General features: G+C 45.3%; 23 protein-coding genes. 2 read left to right on the forward strand and 21 right to left on the reverse strand.

Annotated elements, in window-relative coordinates:
- The first annotated feature begins 748 nt into the window (after positions 1-748).
- Complete coding sequence (locus tag M1G14_RS06785) at positions 749-1,918, forward strand: CynX/NimT family MFS transporter (protein ID WP_049523822.1); 1,170 nt, start codon at positions 749-751, stop codon at positions 1,916-1,918.
- Between the two features lie 85 nt (positions 1,919-2,003).
- Here the strand turns inward: M1G14_RS06785 and M1G14_RS06790 are convergent, their stop codons facing one another.
- From M1G14_RS06790 to M1G14_RS06840, 11 genes are all read right to left on the reverse strand, one after another.
- Positions 2,004-3,143 carry a LysM peptidoglycan-binding domain-containing protein gene (locus M1G14_RS06790; RefSeq protein WP_049523820.1) on the reverse strand — a complete coding sequence of 380 codons (1,140 nt, stop codon included), beginning with the start codon at positions 3,141-3,143 and terminating at the stop codon, positions 2,004-2,006.
- A 519-nt stretch (positions 3,144-3,662) separates the two neighbouring features.
- Positions 3,663-4,286: a V-type ATP synthase subunit D gene (locus M1G14_RS06795; protein ID WP_003002380.1), complete on the reverse strand. Its 624-nt coding sequence runs from the start codon at positions 4,284-4,286 to the stop codon at positions 3,663-3,665.
- Positions 4,287-4,289: 3 nt separating this feature from the next.
- A complete protein-coding gene (locus tag M1G14_RS06800; RefSeq protein ID WP_049485579.1) occupies positions 4,290-5,675 on the reverse strand; it encodes a V-type ATP synthase subunit B in 1,386 nt (461 codons plus the stop codon).
- Positions 5,662-7,452 carry a V-type ATP synthase subunit A gene (locus M1G14_RS06805; protein WP_247926427.1) on the reverse strand — a complete coding sequence of 597 codons (1,791 nt, stop codon included), beginning with the start codon at positions 7,450-7,452 and terminating at the stop codon, positions 5,662-5,664. Before M1G14_RS06805 ends, M1G14_RS06800 begins: the two co-directional genes overlap by 14 nt.
- A 33-nt stretch (positions 7,453-7,485) precedes the next feature.
- Complete coding sequence (locus tag M1G14_RS06810; protein WP_049507257.1) at positions 7,486-8,190, reverse strand: GNAT family N-acetyltransferase; 705 nt, start codon at positions 8,188-8,190, stop codon at positions 7,486-7,488.
- Positions 8,187-8,507, reverse strand: a complete 321-nt coding sequence (locus M1G14_RS06815; protein ID WP_003009443.1) for a V-type ATP synthase subunit F — start codon at positions 8,505-8,507, stop codon at positions 8,187-8,189. The genes M1G14_RS06810 and M1G14_RS06815 overlap by 4 nt, the downstream gene beginning before the upstream one ends.
- Positions 8,488-9,507, reverse strand: a complete 1,020-nt coding sequence (locus M1G14_RS06820) for a V-type ATPase subunit (RefSeq protein WP_125826851.1) — start codon at positions 9,505-9,507, stop codon at positions 8,488-8,490. The genes M1G14_RS06815 and M1G14_RS06820 overlap by 20 nt, the downstream gene beginning before the upstream one ends.
- 9 nt (positions 9,508-9,516) lie before the next feature.
- Positions 9,517-10,107: a V-type ATP synthase subunit E family protein gene (locus tag M1G14_RS06825; protein ID WP_049507260.1), complete on the reverse strand. Its 591-nt coding sequence runs from the start codon at positions 10,105-10,107 to the stop codon at positions 9,517-9,519.
- 70 nt (positions 10,108-10,177) lie between these two features.
- Positions 10,178-10,657: a V-type ATP synthase subunit K gene (locus M1G14_RS06830; RefSeq protein ID WP_003009435.1), complete on the reverse strand. Its 480-nt coding sequence runs from the start codon at positions 10,655-10,657 to the stop codon at positions 10,178-10,180.
- 30 nt (positions 10,658-10,687) lie between these two features.
- A complete protein-coding gene (locus M1G14_RS06835) occupies positions 10,688-12,649 on the reverse strand; it encodes a V-type ATP synthase subunit I (protein ID WP_247926428.1) in 1,962 nt (653 codons plus the stop codon).
- Positions 12,639-12,962 (reverse strand): hypothetical protein, encoded by a 324-nt coding sequence (locus M1G14_RS06840; protein WP_003015405.1) that lies wholly within the window; start codon positions 12,960-12,962, stop codon positions 12,639-12,641. The genes M1G14_RS06835 and M1G14_RS06840 overlap by 11 nt, the downstream gene beginning before the upstream one ends.
- A 293-nt stretch (positions 12,963-13,255) precedes the next feature.
- Here M1G14_RS06840 and M1G14_RS06845 point away from each other — a divergent pair, with 293 nt between their 5' ends.
- Positions 13,256-14,095, forward strand: a complete 840-nt coding sequence (locus M1G14_RS06845; protein ID WP_070586617.1) for a MurR/RpiR family transcriptional regulator — start codon at positions 13,256-13,258, stop codon at positions 14,093-14,095.
- 97 nt (positions 14,096-14,192) lie between these two features.
- Here M1G14_RS06845 and M1G14_RS06850 read toward each other — a convergent pair whose 3' ends face one another.
- The 10 genes from M1G14_RS06850 to M1G14_RS06895 all read right to left on the reverse strand — a co-directional run bounded on the left by M1G14_RS06850 (position 14,193) and on the right by M1G14_RS06895 (position 23,087).
- Positions 14,193-15,080 carry an ROK family protein gene (locus tag M1G14_RS06850; RefSeq protein ID WP_247926429.1) on the reverse strand — a complete coding sequence of 296 codons (888 nt, stop codon included), beginning with the start codon at positions 15,078-15,080 and terminating at the stop codon, positions 14,193-14,195.
- 15 nt (positions 15,081-15,095) lie between these two features.
- Positions 15,096-16,013 (reverse strand): dihydrodipicolinate synthase family protein, encoded by a 918-nt coding sequence (locus M1G14_RS06855; RefSeq protein WP_037608222.1) that lies wholly within the window; start codon positions 16,011-16,013, stop codon positions 15,096-15,098.
- 31 nt (positions 16,014-16,044) lie between these two features.
- Complete coding sequence (locus M1G14_RS06860; RefSeq protein ID WP_247926430.1) at positions 16,045-16,692, reverse strand: DUF624 domain-containing protein; 648 nt, start codon at positions 16,690-16,692, stop codon at positions 16,045-16,047.
- A gap of 21 nt (positions 16,693-16,713) precedes the next feature.
- Positions 16,714-17,166 carry a NanQ anomerase/TabA/YiaL family protein gene (locus tag M1G14_RS06865; protein WP_003015325.1) on the reverse strand — a complete coding sequence of 151 codons (453 nt, stop codon included), beginning with the start codon at positions 17,164-17,166 and terminating at the stop codon, positions 16,714-16,716.
- Between the two features lie 74 nt (positions 17,167-17,240).
- Positions 17,241-18,080: a carbohydrate ABC transporter permease gene (locus M1G14_RS06870; protein ID WP_003002334.1), complete on the reverse strand. Its 840-nt coding sequence runs from the start codon at positions 18,078-18,080 to the stop codon at positions 17,241-17,243.
- 15 nt (positions 18,081-18,095) lie between these two features.
- Entirely contained in the window at positions 18,096-18,983 is an 888-nt protein-coding gene (locus tag M1G14_RS06875) for a carbohydrate ABC transporter permease (RefSeq protein WP_003009412.1), read from the reverse strand.
- Positions 18,984-19,165: 182 nt separating this feature from the next.
- On the reverse strand, positions 19,166-20,482 hold the full coding sequence (locus M1G14_RS06880) for an extracellular solute-binding protein (RefSeq protein WP_003009408.1): 1,317 nt from the start codon (positions 20,480-20,482) through the stop codon (positions 19,166-19,168).
- Between the two features lie 138 nt (positions 20,483-20,620).
- Positions 20,621-21,319 (reverse strand): N-acetylmannosamine-6-phosphate 2-epimerase, encoded by a 699-nt coding sequence (locus M1G14_RS06885; protein ID WP_003015341.1) that lies wholly within the window; start codon positions 21,317-21,319, stop codon positions 20,621-20,623.
- A 170-nt stretch (positions 21,320-21,489) separates the two neighbouring features.
- Positions 21,490-21,876 (reverse strand): ABC transporter permease, encoded by a 387-nt coding sequence (locus M1G14_RS06890; protein ID WP_247926431.1) that lies wholly within the window; start codon positions 21,874-21,876, stop codon positions 21,490-21,492.
- 158 nt (positions 21,877-22,034) lie between these two features.
- Complete coding sequence (locus M1G14_RS06895) at positions 22,035-23,087, reverse strand: zinc-dependent alcohol dehydrogenase family protein (RefSeq protein WP_247913814.1); 1,053 nt, start codon at positions 23,085-23,087, stop codon at positions 22,035-22,037.
- Positions 23,088-23,100 lie beyond the last annotated feature (13 nt).

A 23,100-nucleotide genomic window follows, 5' to 3' on the forward strand; every position in this document is an offset into this window, starting at 1 on the left:
GATAGAAAATCCTAAACTTTTTCATAATAATCTCCCTATAAGAGCCACCAAAACCGGTGGCTTTTTCTACGTACCTTTACGAGCATCAGCGAGTTTAGGTACGTTGACGCAGTTTGAGCGAAGCGAAAACTACGTTCCTTATTACCTTAGCGAACATTAGTGAACTTAGGTACATTGATGCAGTTTAAGCAGAGCGGAAACTACATCCTTTAAAAAGAAAAAGTTATTATAAATAAAAACACAGCTTATTTGTGATGCTAGCTAATACATTTTATCGGACTTAAGACCGATTCTCATACACAGCGCCTTTTCTTAAGTTTTCTTTAAGCAAACCGCCTTATAATAAAACCATCAAATAAAGACCTCCTAACTTTGTTTGATAGAAAATCCTAAACTTTTTCATAATAATCTCCCTATAAGAGCCACCAAAACCGGTGGCTTTTTCTACGTACCTTAGCAAACGTTAATGAGCTTAGTTATGTTGACGCAGTTCGAACGCTACGTTCCTTACGATTCATAGTGAGTCAAGTCCAATAGGGGCGTAGACGAACTTAGGTACGTTGACGCAGTTCGAACGACAGTGAGAACTACGATCCTTATTCCCTTAGCGAACATCAGCGAGCTTAGGTACGTTGATGCAGTTCGAACGGTAGTGAGAACTACGTTCCTTCTCCTTCATTTGTATCAATACTCCAATTTATGCTCAATCTGTGTTATAATGAAGAGAATTTTTGTCTGAGGAGGATTTATGAAAAAAACACATTCTAAGCTATTCATCCCGGGCATCATTATGCTTGGGATTGTTTTACGAACACCATTTACTACGCTTCCGACGGTCTTGTCTGACATCGCAGCTGGTTTGGGGGTTGATGTGAGCTCTCTGGGACTATTGACTAGCTTGCCACTTCTCACCTTTGCCATTTTCTCACCTTTTGCGATTCAATTTGCTAAAAGGTTGGGGATTGAGCGCCTCTTTTTCCTAGTTTTGATCGCGATTACGATCGGATCTGCCATTCGGATTATCAACCTCCCCTTCCTCTATCTGGGAACCATCTTGATTGGAGCTGGCATCGCCTTTCTCAATGTGCTGCTTCCAAGCCTGATTCAAGCGAACAGACCCCGCCAACTAGGCATTCTGACCACTTTGTACATCACTTCTATGGGGATGTCCACAGCGATCGCCTCTTCTGTGGCCGTTCCGATCACCAAAGCCACTTCTTGGCAAGGTTTGGTCAACATCTTGACAGCCTTGTGTGCTCTTGCTTTGGTCATCTGGATTCCTAACCTTCGCTACAACCACCGACTCAAAAAGGCTGCTACTACGGAATCTAGTAGCAAGTGGTATACCAATAAATATGTCTGGGCTATCATGATTTTCGGAGGCTTGCAGTCACTGCTTTTCTACACAAGTATGACCTGGCTTCCGACCATGGCTGTTCAAGCTGGCCTTTCAAAGGTTGAATCTGGACTACTGGCCTCCGTCTTCACCCTGATCAGTCTCCCGTTCTCCTTGACGATCCCAAGTTTAACGACACGGTTATCCGATCGCAATCGACACTTGATGCTTGCGATTGTTGTCGGAGCAGGGATTCTGGGGGTAGCCATGCTCTTAATCCCGACCAGCAACTTCTTCTACTGGTTGGTATTAAATGCCCTGATTGGAAGTTCCGTTAGTTCGCTCTTCCCTTACCTCATGGTCGCTTTCTCCATGAAATCCAGCACACCTGAAAAAACAGCCCAACTTTCTGGACTTGCCCAAACAGGAGGCTACGTCTTTGCAGCCTTTGGTCCTATCCTCTTCGGCTACAGTAAATCTCTCTTCCACTCTTGGACACCTGCCATTCTTATGCTACTGGTCTTAACCATTATCATGGCGATTGCCCTTTATCAGGTGGAAAAAGTCGATCATATTTTATAACCATCGTCTGGCTGAAAGATTCGTCTTCCGGCCTTTTTTGTGCATACAAAAAAGAACTAGGCACTTGTCCTAGTTCAAAGTTTTATTATCCGTTAAATGAGATATGTACGTGGTCGTTGTGGTTTGCTGTATCTCCACCACGGTCCGGCATTTGATTCCATGTATTAGCTGGTCCGTAAATGTTATTTACTGGCATGTAGAATTGTTGTTTCCAGATAATATATGAGATACCTGCACGGTCCATGTTATCAATCGCATACTGTGCAACTTGATCTCCAAGCTCTGAATTTGTTGGAACCATCACGTCTACTGCAAGTCCTTTACCATGGTCTTCTGGATCCCCTTCACGGTAACCACCGATGTTTGTGATACCGAATTTCGCTGCAATTTCTTGACGGAAAGCTTCCGCTTGAGGTTGAAGATTTGGATCAGTTGGAATAGTATTTCCGCTTGTTGGAGTTGATGCTACTGGTTGCACTTCAGGTGCTGCAGCAGTTTCTACTGCTGGTTGTGCTGCTGGAGCTTCAGGAGCAGAAGCTGGTGTTTCAGCAGGAGCTTCTGCTGGAGCTGCTTCCGCTGCTGGAGCAGATTGAGGAGCAGCTGGCGCTACTTCTTGATTTTGTACTTCAACATTGACAGCTGGAGCACCGTAGTTAGGTGTTTCTGGAACAGCTGGTTGTGCCGGTGTTTCTGCTGCTGGTACTTCAACTACAGGAGCTTCCGCTGGGGCTTCTTGAGTTTCCGCTGCTGGAGCAACTGGAACAGCTTTGTTATCTTCGTTTACTGGTTTAGACAAATCGTTGACAGCGACTGTTTGGTCATCAACTGTCACTTGGTTTGTTGTCAAGTCAGCACTTGCAACGGTTGCATCTGTCGCACCTGCTTGAGGAGTTTGGATTTCAACTGAAGTTACTTCTTTTTGATCATTTACTGTTGTTTTCAATACAGTACCTGGGTAGATCAAATCCATGTTGCTGATGTTGTTTAAGTTTGCCAACACATGAACATCGATTCCAAGCGCTTCTGCGATCGAACTCAATGTATCACCATATTTGATGGTATAAGTTTGTTGGTTTTCACCGCTTTGTTGGATATCATGTTTGATTTCATCTACTGAGCGAGCTACCCAATCTTCAAGTGTTTCTGCAGTGGCTTTTGTAAATGGAATCACTGCAAGAGCTACTGTTGAAGCGATCAAGGCTTTCGTATTAACTTTTAATTTCATCTTTTATCCTCTTTTTTCTTTGTTTTTTTGCTCAAGATTTTCTTGGACAAATTAACTACCATACTATCTTATCACAATTTAAAAATAATAAAAGGCCTTTTTGGCTATTTAACAAAACTGTATTTTTCTTGTAACATTTCGTCTTTCTTGTCACATTGTTACAAACTAGTAACATAAAATTAGGGTCCTGGAAGAAGAGTTCGAGGGCGCAAAAAAAGCCTCATCAAGGAGCGGTTCCTCGATGAGGTTCTTGTATTTTTTAAGTAATTGAACATAGCTTTTTACGGCTTTGTATCTTATAACTGAACACGCCCTAAATGCTGTGTGATAAACGCAAACTGTAATAGTACTAACTTCAAAGACACAGTAGCTGATTGGATTTTTCTCTCGCTTTAAGAGCTCGGAAAAATCCTAATCAGCCTTGTGGGGGCAGGACAACGAAGCATTCTATACAACAGTGCTTCTGTCCTGCTCCCTATTTTCACTTTGCTTTTTACGGGCTTTGTATCTTGATGTATCTTATTTTACCTTCATGATTCTGACGAGGTTGGCGCGTTCGGCTTCTTCGAGTTTCATTTCGATATAATAGATAGTCTCTTTGAGGTCTGGGATGGTCGCATACTCGAGTCCGTTCACTCGACGGCGGGTTTTCTCGATTTCATCTGCCATGAGTTGGCAGCTTTTTTCGATTTCCGCTAACTTGAGCAAATCAGGGAGTAGATCCCCCATTTCTTGGATCGTGCTATCCATTTGACTGTTGGAGGCGAGGTAGCTATAAACCACGTCCCCTTCATCATCTCCGTATGGATTATCGATACGGGCATGGAGCTTGGGCACGCGCACACTCATGACATTTTCTTCCTCGATGTGTAGCATCACTTCTCGAGTGGGAACGGCAAAGATTTCTTCTACCATGAGGTCACTCTCCAAGGACTTGGCCATCACGAAATCTTGCATATTGCCCACCAGCGCTGCCTCCACCTTTTGGCGCAGACGATTATTCTCTCGCACAGCTTCAATAAAGCGACGCATGAGTTCATCCCGCTTATCCTTGAGCAACTTGTGCCCCCGGGTTGCTGTCTTGAGGCGCTCTTTGAGAATATTGAGCTCCATCCGAGTTGGTTTTACATTTAATCGTGCCATAGGCTAATCCTCTTTGTTTGGCAGATACTTGTCAATCATCTCATCCTTGATCCGTTTAAGCTCTGTTCGTGGAAGGATGGATAAGAGTTCCCAACCGAGATCCAAACTTTCCTCAATCGTCCGATTGGTAGTGAAACCTTGGTTGATGTATTCTTGCTCAAAGCGGTCTGTAAATTTAACATAGAGCTTGTCGGTATCTGACAAGGCAGATTCCCCAAGCACTACAGCCAGTTCTTTGGCTTGTTTTCCTTGGGCGTAGGCCGCAAAGAGCTGGTTCATGGTCGCCGCATGGTCTTCCCGAGTCTTGCCTTCACCAGAACCCTTGTCCTTCAAACGAGAAAGGGATGGAAGAACATTGATCGGTGGGCGGTAACCACTATTGTAGAGATCGCGGGACAGAATAATCTGACCTTCGGTGATGTAGCCTGTCAAGTCAGGGATGGGGTGGGTGATGTCATCTTCTGGCATAGAGAGGATCGGAATTTGGGTCACAGATCCTTTCTTTCCAACCAAGCGTCCTGCACGTTCGTAGAGGGTTGAGAGGTTGGTATAGAGATAACCTGGATAACCCCGACGACCTGGAACTTCCCGGCGGGCAGCGGATACTTCCCGAAGGGCTTCACAGTAGTTGGTCATATCGGTCATAATAACCAAGACGTGCATGTCTTTTTCATAGGCCAAATATTCGGCAGCTGTCAAGGCGATCCGAGGAGTGGCAATCCGCTCGATAGCGGGGTCATTAGCTAAGTTGATAAAGAGGACCGAGCGGTCAATCGCACCTGTCTCCCGAAGGTCGTTCATAAAGAACTCGGCTTCTTCAAAGGTGATTCCCATAGCCGCAAAGACCACGGCGAAGTTTTCTTCAGAATTAAGAACCGTTGCTTGACGGGCGATTTGAGCCGCCAACTCCTTGTGAGGAAGACCAGAACCTGAGAATACTGGGAGCTTTTGGCCCCGAACCAAGGTATTCAAATGGTCAATGGCTGAGATCCCTGTCTGGATAAATTCATCTGGATAGTCCCGTGAAACAGGGTTGATGGCTTGTCCATCAATGTCCAAGTATTTCTCTGGGATAATCTCTGGACCGCCATCGATGGGTTTGCCCATCCCGTTAAAGATGCGTCCGACCATGTCTTCAGACACAGGAAGTTCTAGGGGACGTCCGGTAAAGCGGACTTTGGCTTTTTCCAAATTGATCCCGCTAGATCCTTCAAAGAGCTGGACCATGGCTTTATCTTCTTGGACTTCGAGAACTTGTCCCTGACGGGTCGTTCCATCATGAAGCTTGATTTCAACTAGCTCATTGTAGTGAACCCCTTCGACCTGATCGACAATCATCAAGGGGCCAACAACTTCGCTGACAGTACGGTATTCTTTAATCACGATCATTGTCTACTCCTCCTTTTGCGACGATTTGGTGTAGGGTTTCTACGATTTCTTCTTTCAGGGCTTGAATGGTTGCCAACTGATCCTCATGGATGAACTTGCTCCGGGCAATACGGTCTCGAAGAGCTACGGTTCCTTCCATGATTTCTGTGAAGTAAGCTCCCAATTCTAGTGCTTTTTGACTTTCTTGATCAAAGGTCAAAATGTTGGTCAACAAGGCCACCTGCTTGCTGAAAGAGGTATAGGTATCGACCTCATCAAAGGCGTTTTGTTGCAGGTAGTCTTCACGGATCATCTTGGCCGCATTCATGGTCAAGCGGTCTTTTTCAGACAAGGAATCTAGACCAACCAAGCGGACGATTTCTTGCAATTCACTTTCCTTTTGAAGCAAATTCATAGCACGGGTCACTTTTTCAGACCAGCTGATTTGTTCATGTAGATCGATATAGCGACCGACTTCATCTTGGTAAAGCGAATAAGAACTCAACCAGTTGATGGCTGGGAAGTGACGACGTTGCGCCAATTGAGCATCTAAGCCCCAGAAGACCTTAACAATTCGCAAGGTATTTTGCGTTACCGGCTCTGAAATGTCTCCACCTGGAGGGGAAACGGCACCGATAGCGGTAATCGAACCTTCGCGCGCAGTGGTTCCAAGTGTCTTGACCCGACCTGCCCGCTCGTAGTATTCGGCGATCCGGCTACCAAGATAGGCTGGGTAGCCTTCATCCCCTGGCATTTCTTCTAGACGACCAGACATTTCACGAAGAGCTTCTGCCCAACGAGAAGTAGAGTCCGCCATGATGGCAACGGAGTAGCCCATATCGCGGAAGTATTCGGCAATGGTAATCCCTGTGTAGATGGAAGCTTCCCGCGCCGCTACTGGCATGTTCGAAGTGTTGGCGATCAGAACAGTCCGTTGCATGATGGATTGACCAGTCGTTGGATCGATCAATTCTGGAAATTCATTCAGAACGTCCGTCATTTCATTTCCACGTTCCCCACAACCCACGTAAATTACGATGTCTACATTGGCAAACTTAGCCACCTGGTGTTGCACAACTGTTTTCCCAGCTCCGAAAGGACCAGGAACTGCTGCAGCTCCACCTTTAGTCACAGGGAAGAAGGTATCGATGACCCGTTGACCGGTGACCAAAGGCTCTACTGGAATGAGTTTTTGTGCAAAGGGACGGCCTCGACGAACCGGCCATTTTTGCATCAGGGTTCCAGTAAAGAGACTGCCATCTGCCTGCTCGATCTCATAGACTGGCTCTTCCACTGTGTAAGAACCTGCTGCGATCTTGGTCACACGTCCACTCACACCAAAAGGCACCATGATGCGGTGTTCCACCATATTGGTCTCCTGAACCGTACCGACGATGTCTCCAGCGACCACTTCTGTCCCTTCAGTCACGCTTGGCTCGAAGGCCCATTTGGTGTCCCGATCTAGATTTGGAACTTGCACCCCGCGAACCAAAAAGTCACTGGCAGTCACTTCTTGGAAGCGTTCCAAGGGGCGTTGGATCCCGTCAAACATCTGATAGATCAAGCCTGGTCCCAATTCAACAGAAAGGGGAGCTCCGGTTGTGACCACTGGTTCTCCTGGACCGACTCCAGACGTTTCTTCATATACTTGGATAGAGGCTTCGTCCCGCCGCATCTCAATAATTTCGCCAATCAAACCAAGATCGCCGACCCGGCAAATGTCTTGAATATTGGCTTCCTGCATCCCTGATGCAACCACCAAGGGACCGGAAACTTTGATAATTTTTCCTTGAGTCATGTATTCCTCCTGGGAATCCTTTGTTTCTTTGTTTTACTTTTGTGCTATCTCTCTTAGAGATTGCTTTTGTTGGCCATTGGCATCGAAATTGCTTGGATCCAACCAGGCTTCTAGTCGCTGTTTGATAGCTGGCCATTCTTGGTCAATGATAGACAACCAGTCTGTATCGCGGGTACGACCTTTATAAACAACAGCCTGACGGAAACAGCCTTCATAGGTGAACCCTAAGCGCTCAGCTGCTTTGCGAGATGCTTGGTTTAAGGCATCGCATTTCCACTCATAGCGGCGGTAGCCTAAATCTTCAAACACGTAGCGCGCTAACAGATACTGGGCTTCCGTAGCCATGCGTGTCTTTTGGAGCGCTGGTGAATAGGTCACTGCTCCGACTTCGATCACCCGGTTGGCTTGATCGATCCGCATGAGAGAGAAAGTTCCCAAAGCCTTGCCTGAATCTTTGTCTACAATCGCATAGTAAAAGCGACCTTGGGCTGTCATGAGATCATCTAATAAGCGGTCCCACTCCTCCTCATTGCGGGCAGGGTCTTTGAATAGAAAGGTCCACATCGCTGCTGGAGAGTCCGGCCCGTAGACCTGATAAAGATCTGCTCCATGTTTTTCTTTTGAGAGGCGCTCGATCACGGTATAGCGACCTTCGATCCGCTCAATAGCTGGCAGACGCCCCGGTGTAAAATCCGGCAGTGCATCGCCAATCGCTTGGCCAAATTCATTTGTTCTCATAAAATATCCTGTCCTACTGCTTTTTCGACATTATCACGAATCCGCTGTTGGCCCAGTCCTGTAGTCCCTCTATGGGTCGGGATAAGAATCAGAGCCGGTGTCAGCTGCTGGTCGTAAAAAGCCACTGTATCTGGAATAGCCTGAGCAATATCCTCTGTCAGGTAGATAATCCCGAAGTTTTCCCGACTGAGTTTTCGCAGGGTATTGATCGCTTCTTGTGGCTCTGTGACCGGATAGGTTTGAAAGCCAATCAGGCGAAAAGGAAGGATGGCGTCCCGATTGCCCACAACTGCGATCTTATAGGTCTGTTTGTCCATAAATCGGTCTCATCCTTTCTTTGATTTCTGCTAGCGGAAAACCATTGTCCAAACCAGAGAGGACCAAACGAAGGTTGGTCACCTCTAACTCTTTTCCGTAAAGATAACGAACAAGAGGGAGTGGTCCATCGACTTCAAAACGGCCAGCGTCTAGAAGACTGAATTTCACCAAGCTTTCTAAATACTCCAACTCTACGGTCTTTAGTTGACCGGTGCGCATCTTTTCTTCATAAGTCTCTAAGGCGAGATCGTACTCCAGCGGATTGACTTGATAAAACCAGGTCAACCACTGACCGGATTCTAGCAGGTCGATCACCTGATGGGCACTGAGGCTCCCTTCATCTGAAAGTAATTGGTGCATAAAGCTATGCGGTTTTTGCTGATCCAAGGCCCGCTTAACTGTAATCGCATTGTAAAAGTCAATGGTCACGTCCACCAACTGCTTCAGAATCGGATGATCTAGGCTGTCCCCTAAGTATCTCAGGTGTTTAAAATAAGCTAAGTCCATCCCAATTTCGAGGACCCGCAAGTCCTGATAGTCTTGGAATTCTTGCCAGGTTGCAGCCACTTCTTCCGCCATAAAGGCTGGGCAATGCTCTGCAGAAAAGGTCGCCACCAAATGCTCGAGCACATCGAGAGAATAAGGACCGATAGGGATCAATAAGTGCCCCAACTTGCGCTCTGTCGCCTTGTGTTTTAGATAAACCTTGAGATTATGATAGGTGTATTTCAAGGTAAACAGGCTAACCAGGTCTGACTGAGGGCTTACCTCAAAAGCCCATTGGTATTCTGCCAACAAGGCTGTCATCAGGCGGGCTTCAAGGGCTGCTAAATCCTTGATCTCTTTGCTATCTAGAGCATAAGGCGTCCCTTGTAGCAAGCCTTCTCGGCTCTCGCTTGAGGGACTTGCAAGCAACTGCTCGAACTGACTGGGACTGACAAAACTAGCCTCACGTACGCTGATTCCTGTATTGACTTGAGAATAGGTCCGTTCGCTCATTGCAACCTCCTAGTTCTCTTCATCTGTGAAAATGCTGGCTGCCATCTGGTAGCTTTCTTGCTCCCAAATGGAATCCACCAAATCACGGTAGAGATAGTTGTTATCAATCTTCCCAACCGACAAGACAAAGCCTGCTTGAGCTGGGATCGTCGCATCTGCAACTGTCACATTCTGATGTGTCTGCTTCAATCTCTCGAGAGCTGCTGAATCAAATTTGCTAGCACTCACCGCCCCAAAGGTCAGGGTCACAACTTGTCCATGATAGCGGTCTAAAATCGCATCTACAAACTGCATTTCCTTTTCAAGGGGCCAAGCCGCCATTGCTTCATAAGCATCTGCAAAGAGATCCTTTAAGACTCGTTGCTTGGTGACAAGGGTTGATTGGCGTTTTTTATTTTCGATTTGTTGGGTTTCACGTTGCAATTGACGTTGAATCCGCTTGAGCTGCTCGGAGCGTTGATTGAGTTTGTCTTGGATCAAACGCTCTTCTTGTGCAGTCTCTTCTTTTAGGATGGTTTCCTTGGCCTCTTCTAAGAGTTTACGCCCTTTTTCATGGGCTTGGGCCAAGATCGAATCCTTTAATTGGGTTTGTTCATCCATATCGTTTTTTCTCCTATTGCATGCGTCTTGTGTTTTTCGCCTCGCGAGGCGAATCCATCAAAGCTAGCTCTTAGCCGACGCGTAGGGTCAATAGGAAGGACACAACGAAGGCCAAGATGGCGTAAGTTTCAACCATGGCCGCAAGGATAACCCCTTTCATCATGTCTTCAGGGCGTTTGGCCAAGATTTGCATACCTGCTGTCGCAACATTTCCTTGGTGTTTGGCTGAGAAATAACCAACGATCGCAACTGGAAGAGCTGTAAAGAAGTAAGCAACCCCTGTTTCAAGTGGCATATCTGGCTTAATTTGCAACCAGATCAAGATCCCGATAACGAAACCGTACAAACCTTGTGTACCTGGCAACAATTGCAAAATCAAGGCTTGGGCAAATTTTTCAGGTTGTTCTTTCAAGAGCGCTGCTGCTGCTTGACCCGTTTTACCAACCCCAAGGGCAGATCCCATCCCACTAAGTGCAACGGCGATCGCCACACCAAATGCTGCAAAGAAGGCGCCCCCATGGGCTGAAAAATATGATGCTAAAGATTCCATGAATATACTCCTATTTATAAAAGATAATACTTATTTTTTTGTTTTAATATAGCGTTCAGAAGGTTTAAGAGGACGAAATGGCTTGCCTCCTCCTTCGTAGAACTTACCGAAGAACTCCACAAAGATCAAACGGGCTCCATGCACATAACCTGACAAGAAGGACAGGAACATGTTAATGGCATGTAGGACGATAAAGAGCACAAGCCCTACCGTAAACCGTCCAAGCGGTGGGAAGAGATTGACAATAAGGTTAAAGGCTGAACCGATACTCGCTCCAGACAAGCCCAAAGCCATCAAACGGGTGAAGCTGACCAAGTCTCCGACATAGCCACTGACATTGTAGAGGTTAAAGAGACCAGATGCTAAACCGGATAGCTTCTTTGCACTGACAATGGAAACAATCAAGATCCCAATGGCATTCAAAATAGCTAGCCACTTGCCAATCGGAACTAGGACGCTCATCCCTGGCAAGATATTGCCTACTGCTAGAAGCATTAAGCCAAGTAGGATCAAAACCCAAGCAAAGCCCGCATTATAGGCTTCCGTGTAGTCTTTGAGGCGGACATTTTTCATCCCCCCTAGGAACAGTCCCACTAAGACAGTGACAAAACCAAAGACCACTGAGAGGATCAGGATGGTCATAGCGTTGCTGGTCGTACTGATCAGGGCAAAAGGCATCTCAAATCCAAAGAAAGAGCCATAGACCACACCCCAAAGGGCCACTGAAATTCCGAGAAGACTGAAGAATCGAAGATTCTTGGCTGTCCCAGGCTTGAGTTTGAAGGCTTTGAGGGCAAACCCTGTCGCTACCGTTAGCAACAGTCCATAACCGATATCTGCGACCATCATGCCAAAGAAAACAAAGTAGAAGAGAGAAACGATCGGAGTCGGATCTTTCTCGTAATACTTAGGCAAGGCATACATCTCTGTCACTAATTCAAAAGGCTCTACCAAGGCACTATTTCGCAACTGGATCGGAACGTCATCCCAATCTTTTTCCGTTACATCGCGCGTCTCTAGTAGGATCCGAGATCCAAAGCCTTCTTGCAAGAAGGCTCGTAACGAGGCCACTTGGGATGTTTCAATCCAACCCTCTAAGGCTACCAAACTTTGCGTGCTGGCTAGCAGTGACTTGACTTCCTCACGAGCTCCCAAGCTCAACAAGTAATCCATCTGATACTTGAGTTGGTCCAACTCCTTCTGGGAGTTTTGTAACTCTGCTAGGGTTGCTGCAACGACAGCTTCCTGCTCTTTGATTTCCCCTTCTAGGCGATCTAAGTAAGCGGCTGGGACTTGCTCTTCTTCATAGTCCAATTCTTTGAACCCATGTTCTTCCAGAAGCTCCTGAACAGCTACACGATCTCCCGAACGATACAAGATGACATAGCCGTGTTCGGTTTCAGACGTAAAGACTTCTTCTAACTCCAGCTCAGGATGAGCTTTTAAAGAAGAACGAACAGCGTCTGTATCGCTATTAGGGATGGTCCCAATCAAACCATGCACATAGTGAAAGGTAGCAAGGGCTGTTGGTGTCACCTCTAACGGTCGCCATTTTTCTAAGCGTTCGATCTCTCCCTTTGCATCTGCAATCTTCTGGCGAGCCTTGTCTAACACGCGCATTTGGCGTTTCAACTTGGTCAATAGAAGATCCTCGTCTCGAATCATCCCGTGGGCCTGCAGATCATCAAAAGACAAACTTAAAGGTTCTTCCTTCAGAGCTTGCAGGGCCTTTTTCTCAGGCATGTAGGGCTCTAGAGTCTGAATCATTTTTTCGACTTGTTCTTGACGTTTTTGTAGCTCTACCAAGGCTTGACGATTGTCCTCTGTCAAGGGTTGAGACAAGGTATTTGCCTCAAAGGCAGCCTGCCATTCTTCATGCTCACTGAGGTCATAAATCTGGATTTTTGCCTCAGACTGTAGCGCTAGTAGGAGACTGTCCAAGTCATCTTTGGGTAAGATGAGGGACAGTTTTTGCATCTGACTAACGGCCATAGCTTGCTACCACCTTTTCTACAATGGCTTCAACTAACCCAGCTCGCTTGTCGGTCATCGCCTCTTGTACCTTGGCATCATTGCGCGCAACCGTTTCTTCCAGATCTTTCGTTAAACGGACGAGTCTTTCCTGGGCGTTTTTTTCTGCCTCTGTGACCAATTGCTTGGTTTCCTCATCGTAATGCTGGGCCACTGTTGCAAGGCGATCGCGTGAATCCGTTCGGATTTGTTCAACTTGAGCTTCATAGCCTACGATCACGCCCTGAGCAGCTTGCTCGATCTCTTGCATCATCTCGAGTGTTGCATTCGACATCGTCACACCTCCTTATTCAACTATTGTTCTTCCAACAACAGTACAATTATCTTAAATTATACCACAATTCATATCGTTTGTTCAGGCTCAACCAGCAATTTTCAGAAAATTGTGGACAAGCAACAAGCCCCTACTGCCAAGATTGGTAGCGTTCTCTTCTTTTCTCCTATCCTGTTCCTAGTTTCAGTATTTCTTGATTTCTTTTACTTGAATAAAGCGGTTACCCATGTTATAATGTGTAATATATTATAGGAGTATCCTGTTATTTCATCTCGTGAGAAAGGAGGATTGCTGTGAAACAAGACCAAGATTTACGCGCCATTATCGCCAGCCATGAAGCTGAGTTAACAGATATGGAACGCGACATTGCCCAATATTTTTTATCATCCGAAGCACGACAGCACTCCCTGTCCTCTTCTCGTGTAACGGAGTTACTCCATGTCTCAAAGGCAGCTTTAACGCGTTTCTCTCAAAAATGTGGTTTTTCCGGCTATCGGGAGTTTGTCTATCATTTTAATGAGGAAACAAAGAATCAAAAACAAGTGCAAGAGCATGACGAACTCACTCTCAGCGTCTTGCAACGCTACCACCATATCAGTAACGTCACTGAAAGTCTGGTAAAAGATTCCCAATTAGATCGGGTAGCTGAACTAATCGATCAAGTAGACCGAGTCTATTTCTTCGGGATCGGTAGTTCCGGATTAGTCGCTCGAGAAATGAAATTGCGCTTTATGCGATTGGGCGTCGTTTGTGAAGCCCTGACTGATCAAGACGGCTTTGCTTGGACGACCAGTATTCTCGATTCCTCTTGTTTAGTCATCGGTTTCTCATTGTCAGGAGGCACCAACTCCATTACAGATAGTCTCCTGGACGCCAAAGAAAAAGGGGCTAAAACTGTTCTTGTGACCGCTAACCCGGCGGCCATCCACCAAGGATTCACAGAAGTGTTACCGGCCGCACCTCTTCCTAGTAGTACTTATATCGATCGAATCTCTGCTATTTTACCACTCCTCATTGTAGTCGATTTGATCTATGCTCATTTCCTTAATAAAAGCCGAGAACAAAAGGAAATTGTCTTTAATAGCTACTGGGAAAACAAAAAGCTTTCTAGTCAACGTTCTCGAAAATCTTAATATGGGCTCCCTATTTAAAAAGCATGAAAGATCAGATTTTCTTCATCTTTCATGCTTTTTTTGATGAATCAAAAACAAGTCGCCAACGCGACTTGTTTTATGTTCCATGTTTTTGTCTAAAGTGATAGTAGGCCCCCAACATACCTGCGGCGTTTTGATGGTGGGCAAATTCCAAACGGATCTTATCTGCTAGGCTAGGAACCAGTTCGGCACACAGGGCTTGATAGATTTTAGGCTTGAGGATGGCTTCCTGGGCCATAATTCCCCCTCCAAGAACGATGACCTCTGGATTGACCACATAGGCGATATTGGCCAGTCCTTTGCCAAGGTAGGTCACCATTCGATCAATTCCAGCCATACAGATTTTATCTCCTTCAGTTGCCTGCTTGAAGATCCGGCGGCCATTCCACTGTTCCACAGGATCTCCATGATGTTCTGCCACATACTCGACCAAAGCCGTCGTTGAAGCTAGATCCTGAAAGGCACCATCTGGCAAATGAAGATAGCCAACCTCACAAGCTGAATTACTAAAGCCATGAAAGACCTGACCATCAAGCAAGAGGCAACCACCGATCCCTGTCCCAATCGTCAAGCAAACAGCATTGTTCGATCCTTTTGCATGACCTGTTGTGACTTCTGCAAGACCGGCACAGTTGACATCATTTTCAATCTCGCAAGGGATCTGAAAGGTCTCTTCGATTTCTTTTTTGAATTGGGTGCCTGCATAGTTGGGAATTTGCGGTCCAGCATAAAAGATTTCTCCCTTATCAGGATCTACCATTCCGGCCGAAGAAATCGCAACCCCTGCCAAGGGATGCTTCTTCAAATAACTGGCTACGATTTCCTTTGTTGTGTTAAGAATGTGAGGTCCTCCTTTTTGGGCCTCCGTTGGCATTTCATGGGTCTCTAGGAGTTGCCCTTTTGCATCGGCTAGACCATACTTGATACTGGTCCCTCCGATATCAATTACAACATATGGATTCATCTAGACCTCCTTTGATCAAAGGAATCTGGCTTTTGTGTCCTGAATGAGTTGAGCAGCACGTTGAATCACTTCTTGATCCGCTTCTACTACTGGCGTCAAAGGGGAGCGAACAGATCCCAAGTCCAAACCTTCATTGATGCGCAAAACCGCTTTGATGACCGCATACATATTGCCATGAGCAGACGTCAAGACTCCGATAATGTCATTGATGGCAAACTGCAAGGCACGCGCAGTCTCTAAATCTTTCTCAGCAATCAGCTGATTGAGCTTCAAGAAAAGTTCTGGCATCGCACCATAGGTGCCACCGATCCCAGCATGCGCTCCCATGAGACGGCCACCTAAGAATTGTTCATCTGGACCATTAAAGACGATATGGTCATCGCCTCCTAAAGAAGCAAAGGTTTGAATGTCCTGAACAGGCATCGAAGAATTCTTGACACCAATCACCCGTGGATTTTTCAACATTTCCTTGTAAAGGCTCGGTGTCAAAGCGACCCCTGCCAATTGCGGGATATTGTAGATGACAAAGTCTGTATTGGGTGCGGCTGCACTGATTTCATTCCAGTAGTGGGCCACACTGTATTCTGGCAAGCGGAAATAGATCGGTGGAATGGCCGCAATGGCATCCACTCCTAATTCTTCCGCATGTCGTGCCAATTCCACGCTATCCTTGGTGTTGTTGCAGGCTACGTGAGCAATGATGGTCAATTTCCCTTTAGCTACTGCCATCACTTCTTCCAAGATCAGCTTGCGATCGGCCACGCTCTGGTAAATGCATTCGCCAGAGGATCCGTTGACATACAAGCCCTGCACACCTTTCGCGATAAAATATTCTACCAGCGCACGTACCCGCTCCGGGCTAATTTCTCCTTGGTCATCATAGCAGGCGTAAAAAGCGGGGATGACTCCTTCATATTTTTTTAAATCTGACATTTTTTCTCCTTTTGTCACTAATAAATTCATTTTATTCTTGGTACTGGGCGAAAATCTTTTCCATTAATCCAACTTGTGCAAAAGCCAAGCTTGAAAAGCCGAACAAGAAAAAGATCATGAGCCCCAATAGGAAAGCTAAAACTGAGCTTGCAAGAGCCATACATAGAAGCAAGAGAGCACTTCCCATGACAAAGAACCAAGGAAAATGTAAGCCTGTCACAATCATAGCTTTTTGCAAACACTCTTTCCAATCCAACTGGTAGCGAGCCGCAATCGGATAAGCAGCCAATAAGATCAACACAAGAAAGAGAAAGAGGCCTAAACAAATGGTTTTCAAAGCTTGGAAAGCTAGGGAAGTTTGCCCCCAAAATAAGAATAAATCAAAGAGACAAATACCTGCAACAATCAGTTCTAAACTTCCTAGTTGCAAGCCTATTTTCCAATTGTCCCGAAAAGCCTTCGCATAACTACGAATCACCGGAACTCGACGCTGGTGCTTAATGGCAAATAAGGTCTGATACAAACTAATTTTCGCAATTCCAAGTGTGAGAACTGGTAAACAACTTAGCACAAATAAAAGATTAACAGTTACTAAGTCGAGGACCTTCTCACTGATACGCATCACTACATTGTCCGTGTTAAAAACGGTTTTGATCAATCCTGCTCCCTTAGATGACATAGGCACTCCTTTCTAACGTGATCAATCGATCGCAATTTTAAATAGATATTTTTTCACTATATCTTCTTGCCCTGCATAGCCATTGGGTTGGTGAGGCTCCCCTGGAAAGAAAATCGCAAAATTATGATAGCCTAGATGAAGCGGATAAGACTCCTGGCAATGGACAAAACCGATGTCCGATGCTTCATCAAATGCGATAGCCTCACCTGTCACACGAGATCCATAACTCGAAAACTCATGCCCTTCTACTAATAGATGCAAATCGGCATATCTTTTGTGGTGTTCAAAGCGATCATTTTCTGCTTTGTTGAGGGTATTTTCTTGAACGACGAGAAAGACCTTATCCCCATCAATATCGTATCTCCCCAATTCAAAAGAATCCTTCCGATGCTCATAGAGAAAGTCAATGGCCTGATCCAGATTGGGGTGGATTCCTTTGTAAAAGGTGATGTTTTTTAAATCATCAAATATCATATTCTCATCCTTTCGATACTTCTCAGCCTAGAAAACCGATCTGTACACAACTATCGTTTGTCCAAGCAAACGACTTATCCTTTGACCGCTCCCATGGTAATCCCTTGTGTAAAGGATTTTTGGAACACGAGGAAGACCGTAACGATTGGCACTGCAGCTAGGGCTGCCCCAGCCATGATCAAGCCATAGTTGGTGGCCATTTCGGCCTGCATGGTTGCTACCCCTAAGGAAATGGTCAAGTTTTGCCGAGAGGTCAGCATTACCAATTGCATAAAGTAGTCGTTCCAGGTGTTGATAAAGGTAAAGATGGCAAGGGCTGCAAATCCCGGTTTGACAATTGGGAAGGCAACGCTCCAGAAAGTTCGCAACTCTCCACAACCATCGATCTTAGCAGATTCTAAGAGTTCTGTTGGGATGTTTTCACTAAATTGCTTCATCAAGAAGACCCCGAATGGCCATCCAACCAATGGTAGAATAACCGCTGCAAGGGTATCATGAATCCCCATAAAGTTGATAATCCGTACCAATGGAACTAAGACAACTTGTTTCGGAAGGGCCATGGCTGCAATGAAGATAGCAAAGAGAATTCGTTGCCCATAGAAGCGTTTCTTAGCCAAGACATAACCTGCCAAGGAAGAGGTCATACACACCAAAAGCATGGTTGCAAGGGAGATGAAGACACTATTCCACAACCATTGTAGGGCTGGGTTTTGTACCATCAACTGTTGGAAGTTTTCCATGGTTGGTGTCTTTGGCCACCACTGAGGTGGGATCATAATGGTATCTGGCTGAGACTTAAAGGCCCCTGTCAAAATCCAATAAAATGGGAAAATGAACAAGACTGTCAAAAGGAGCAAAATGATCGTTGAAATCACTGTAAAGGCAGTGATGGGTTTCTTTTGTGTTGGTTTCATCTGAGGCTCCTTTCTTTAGTATTCTACGTCGTTTCCGAGGATCTTGAATTGCGCAAAACTGATAATGGCAATCATCACCGCAAGGAAGACACCCATGGTGTTGGCATAACCGTATTCAGAGAGTTTAAAGGCTTTTTCATAGAGGTAGTACATAAGGGTACTCGTTGAGTAGTTCGGACCACCGGATGTCAACAATTGGATCAAGGCGAAACATTGGAAAGAGTTAATGGTCGTAATGATCGCAATGTACAAGGTTGTTGGCAATAGACTTGGCCATTTGATTTTCCAGAAAACTTGAAATTCTGTCGCACCATCCACACGCGCGGCTTCTACAAGTGAATTGTCAATATTTCCCATGGCCGCAATGTAGAGGATGATCGGTTGACCAACTGAAGTGGTCAACAAAATAATGATGATGGCCATCAAAGCCCAGTGTTTGTCCCCCAACCAAGAAATGTTTTGGTTGATGACATGTCCAGATTTCAATACAAAGTTCAAAATCCCTGATAGCGGATCATAGATCCATTTCCACACAACCGTTACCGCTACACTCCCTGTAACAACAGGAAGGAAGAAGACGAAACGGTAGAAAGAACGCGCAATGGCATTTTGATGGTAGGTCTGAGAAGCCACAAACAAGGAGAACAATACCACGATCGGAACGGATCCGATAACGATAATAACGGTATTGATCAAGGACTTGACAAAGACCTTATCCGCAAACATGCGGGAATAATTTTCTAAGCCGACAAACTTAAAGGATGTCATAGAATAGTTGAAGAAACTTGTCACAAAGCCCATGATCATGGGGGCTAGGACAAAGACCGTAAAGAAGATTAAAATGGGTGCTAGGAATGCGTAGGAAACGAGCGTCTCCCTCATTCGGATTTTGTTTACCTTCACAGTAAGGCACCTCCTAGTGTTCTTTTTCTATTTTCTTTTCTAAACATATCTTACGACTTAAGAAAAGAAGATCCAGAAAGAATGAAGACCCCTTCGTTCCATTCCAAAAAGAGAGATACGGATTCGAAGGGGCCTGCAAATTCTCGTTTCTATGAAAGACTTAGGTCCGCTTCATAGACTGATTATTTTTTCGTAATGGTTTCGTTTGCTTTTTCAGTAAAGGTCTTCAAAGCTGGTTCTGCTTTTTCATCCCCGTTTGAAACAGATTGCAACATTGGGAACCATAGGGTCCGCATTTCTGCAAAACCGTTGATCGTGTTGTAGTATGGTGAGTAGTATTTTGTCCAAGTGCTGATGGTTTCCATCCGTTTGTCATCGTACAACTTACCAAATGAACTACGAACTGGGAAGGCTCCTGTACGCACAACATCTTTTGGACCCCATTCTTTGTCGTCTGCGATGAACTGTACAAATTTCTTAGCAGCAGCAATTTTCTTTTCATCTTTATTATTGAAGACTGCAAATCCATTGACAAGGTATTCCAATTTTGGCTTGCCTGAGTCAGATGGGAATGGCACTTCTACTACTTCAACCTTACTTGCATCCAACAATTTAGCTTGGATACCGTTTTGTGAAGGTGCCCACAAGATAGTGTAAGAAGTTTGACCATTCGCAAAGTTTTGGATGTCTGCTCCACCATCGAATTGAGAACCATTCATCATCAAGCCGTCATCGATCCATTTAGAAGCTTTTTCCAAACCTTTGACAAATTTTGGATCATCTGTTGTATACTTGGTTACTTTTTCATCAGTAACAGAACCGCCATAAAGGTTGGCAATGAAGGCACGAGTTCCTTGGTCTCCACCTTGACCATTACTGAAGAGTGATCCTGGTGTGTAGCCTTTGTCTTTCAAGGCTTTCAAGACTTTTTCAAAGTCGTCTGTTGTCCAGCCTTCTTTGACAAGATCCAACACGCCTGCATCTTTGAGCATCTTCTTATTCATCGCCATGTAGAATGGTGCTGAACTAATTGGATACATGTAAGCTGTGTCACCTGCCTTGCTGGCTTGAATGATATTTTCATTATTGACATCTTTGACAAAATCTTCGGTAAAGAGATCGTTCAAATCAGCCAATTTTCCATTTTTACCATACTGAATGATCCGTCCAGGTGCATCAAAGAGTACATCCGGAGCAGTTCCTGCTTCAATAGCCGTTGTGATCTTTTCAGGACCTGACTTGAAGTCAATCGTTTCCAAATTCACGTGGATATCTGGATTCGCTTTTTCAAAAGCTGCAATAATTGATTTTTCGTAGGTTCCGACACCATCATCTGCTTTTTCTTGAGTAAAGACTGGGAATGCCCACCAGGTAATTTCTGTTTTACCAGAATTTCCTCCAGAAGATTCTGATTTTGATCCTCCGCCAGAGCCACAGGCTGCGAGTGCTAGAAGAGCTGCACCAGCTACCAACGAGCACAATACTTTTTTCATTTTCATGTGATTTCTCCTCACGATTGCGGTAAGATTACTCTTACAGGGGGTTATCCTCAATGAGGACGCCTATTCTTGTTCATGTTTCAGATTCGACTACTCTCTATTCGGTCTCCTCCTCCTTCAATCTACTGTTTTGTTTTCTCATTTTAAGGCTGCGACGAAGCGCTCTGTAATCTCTTTTGGTCGGGTAATGGCACCACCTACGACGATACCGCGAACCCCGAGATCATGGATTTTCTTGGCCTGATCAGGGTAGTGGATCTTGCCTTCTGCGATGACATCTACTCCTGCTTGGCAGAGACGATGGATCAGTTCAAAATCTGGACCATCAACCTTTGGACTGTAGTCCGTATAGCCCGAAAGGGTCGTTCCGACAAAGTCCACTCCCGCTTCGACAGCTGTCAATCCTTCTTCCAGAGTCGAGATATCAGCCATCAAGAGTTGGTCTGGATATTTCTCTTTGACTTGATGGATAAAGTCACTAATCGAAAGCCCATCATGACGCGGCCGTTTTGTACAATCAAGCGCAATGACCGCGATATCCAAAGCTGCCAACTCATCGACTTCTTTCATAGTAGCCGTGATAAAGGGTTCTTCCGGTGGATAGTCACGCTTGATAATCCCAATGATCGGTAACTTGGTCACTTCCTTTATTTCCTTGATATCCCGGACACTATTGGCTCGGATCCCGACAGCTCCACCCTGCTCAGCCGCTTTGACCAAGAGAGGAATGACTCCTCCTGCTTCTGTATAGAGCGGTTCATGAGGGAGGGCTTGACAAGAAACAATGATGCCGTCTTTGATTTGTTCAATCAGTTCATCTTTTGTAATCTTTGACATAACTCCTTCTCCTTTGATAATAAGGCAACTCGAGTACTTGTAAATTGATTATAATCTATTTTTAAAGCGCTTACAATATTAATCGTGCAATTGGATTATAGTTTCACATTTTAGGGGAAAATAAAAAGATCTCTGAAACTAGTTTCAGAGATCTAGGACATGGTGATTCCTTAGGCCATCTTTTGAGTCGCTTTTTCCTTTACGACAAATACAAAGCCGATAGAGCCGACGACGGCTCCAAGCAAAATCCAATAGACCATATCCGATGAAGCCATTGGGCCTGCCAAGAGACCTGCTAATAAAAAGAGATTGATATACAGTCGGGTATCACGATAAAAGGTCCAATTGAAATGGTAGCTACCTTCTGGATACTGACGTGTCGATACAGCCGGTTGAAAGACCTGAAGAAGGATCAAAATCCCGACAAAAGCAAGATAAGCCAGGCTAGCTACCGAAAGCGGAGCCCGCATCGTCAAAGCTACAGCCGCTAAAAGCAAGACCAAGATCCAGAAATGGAAGTCCATCCAGAATTCACGATGATAACAAAACCGTTTCATAAGATCACACCTTTCTCTTTATGTAATCGTTTTCTGTACTTCTATTATAAGACAACAAATTTATTTTGCAAGGAATCATTGGCTTTTTGGGGTTGAAAATAGGACCAGAATATCTCTGGTCCGTCTAAAAAAACTATGAACAAATATTAGTTGCCACTTCATTCACTGATATCATTTTCGATAATCACCTTGAGAGCATGGTTTTCACCCGCATGTTTAAAGACATCATAGGCCTTTTCGACTTCTGAGAGTTTGAAGTGGTGGGTGATGAGCTTAGTCGCATCGATCTTGCCTGATTTCAAGACATTGAGCAACATTTCAGTGGTATTGGCATTGACAAGACCGGTGTTGAGGGTAATGTTCTTGATCCACAATTCGTCCAAATTGAAGCTAACCGGTTTTCCGTGGACACCGACATTGGCGATGTGTCCACCGACAGAGATGACGTTTTGGCAGACATCAAAAGTAGCAGGATAGCCCACACATTCCATGGAGATATCGACACCGCGGCCTTCGGTCACTTCATTGATAAAGGCCTTGATTTCAGCGATATCGCTGGAGCAGATGGTGTGAGTTGCTCCAAATTTCTTAGCTGCTTCAAGACGAGATTCAGACAAGTCCACCATGATAATCGTAGCTGGTGAGAAGAACTGCACAGTCAAGAGAGCTGCAAGACCGATCGGACCAGCTCCAACGATACAGACATTATCACCTGGTTTTACATGAGATGGAAGCACCCCAATTTCATAAGAGGTTGGGAGAATATCTGAGAGCATAACCAAGGCTTCGTCATCCACCGTTTCAGGCGCATGATAAAGGCTACCATCCGCATGTGGAATGTGGACATACTCTGCTTGGGTTCCGTTGATCAAGTGACCCAAAATCCAACCACCATCTTCACAGTGAGAAGGCAAACTACGTTTACAGTAGTAGCAGGTATTACAAGCTGTGACACAAGAGATGATAACCTTGTCGCCCACCTTGAAGTTATTCACTGCATCGCCGACTTCTTCGACGATCCCGATTCCTTCGTGGCCTAAAATCGTGCCTTCTTTACAAGCCGGAACATCTCCTCCTAGGATGTGAAGGTCTGTCCCACAGATGGTTGTCTTCAAGACACGCACAATGGCATCCGTTGGATTTTTGATCACTGGTTTTGGTTGGTCAATCAGTTGCAGATTGCCTGCAGATACATAAGTTGCAGCTTTCATAAGCGACTCCTTT

It is taken from the genome of Streptococcus parasanguinis (genome assembly GCF_023109675.1).
Classification (GTDB): Bacteria; Bacillota; Bacilli; order Lactobacillales; family Streptococcaceae; genus Streptococcus; species Streptococcus parasanguinis_I.